Here is a 1,003-nt window from a genome sequence, read left to right as displayed (position 1 = left end):
GCGGTGGGTGTGGTCTTGAGGGGTTCCCACCAGGTGCGGTTGTCGCGGTACCAGGCGACGGTGTCGGCGAGGCCGTGGTCGAGGGTGATGCTGGGGGTGTAGCCGAGTTCTTCGCTGATCTTGGTGATGTCGAGGGAGTAGCGGCGGTCGTGGCCCTTGCGGTCGGTGACGGGGACGACGCGGTCCCAGCCGGCGCCGCAGGCTTCGAGGAGGAGGCCGGTGAGTTCCTTGTTGGTCAGTTCGGTGCCGCCGCCGATGTTGTAGACCTCGCCGGCGCGGCCTTTCTGCTGGACCATGGCGATGCCGCGGCAGTGGTCGTGGACGTGTAGCCAGTCGCGGATGTTGGCGCCGTCGCCGTAGAGGGGGACGGTGGCGCCGTCGAGCAGGTTGCTGACGAACAGGGGGATGACCTTCTCGGGGAACTGGTAGGGGCCGTAGTTGTTGGAGCAGCGGGTGACGACGACGTCCATGCCGTGGGTGCGGTGGTAGGCCAGGGCGAGCAGGTCGGAGCCGGCTTTCGACGCCGAGTAGGGGGAGTTCGGCGCGAGGGGCCAGGTTTCGGTCCAGGAGCCTTCGTCGATGGAGCCGTAGACCTCGTCGGTGGAGACGTGCACGAAGCGACCGGTGTGGTGGCGCAGGGCGGCGTCGAGCAGGGTCTGGGTGCCCAGCACGTTGGTGGTGACGAACGGCGCGGCGCCGGCGATGGAACGGTCGACGTGTGACTCGGCGGCGAAGTGCACGATGACGTCGTGGTCGGCGACGACCTGGTCGACCACGGTCGGGTCGCAGATGTCGCCTTGGACGAACCGTAGCCGCGGGTCGTCGCGGACGGGGTCGAGGTTGGCCATGTTGCCCGAGTAGGTCAGCTTGTCGAGCACGGTCACGACCGCCGGCTCGAGCGGCGGCACGCCGTCGGCACTGCCGAGGGGCTTGCCCAGCAGCAGGCGAACGTACTCCGACCCGATGAATCCGGCTCCGCCGGTGACGAGGATCCTCACGGGTC

General features: G+C 68.6%; 1 protein-coding gene. It reads right to left on the bottom strand.

Annotated elements, in window-relative coordinates:
• Positions 1-998: dTDP-glucose 4,6-dehydratase (rfbB, locus tag KBX46_RS32215; RefSeq protein ID WP_210795867.1), on the bottom strand; the 998-nt coding region annotated here is incomplete at its 3' end.
• Positions 999-1,003: the final 5 nt, after the last annotated feature.

It is taken from the genome of Micromonospora sp. C81 (assembly GCF_018070425.1).
GTDB classification, from domain to species: Bacteria; Actinomycetota; Actinomycetes; order Mycobacteriales; family Micromonosporaceae; genus Micromonospora; species Micromonospora zamorensis.
Note: the sequence above shows the minus strand (reverse complement) of the source record. Positions and strands in the feature narration are given on the sequence as shown.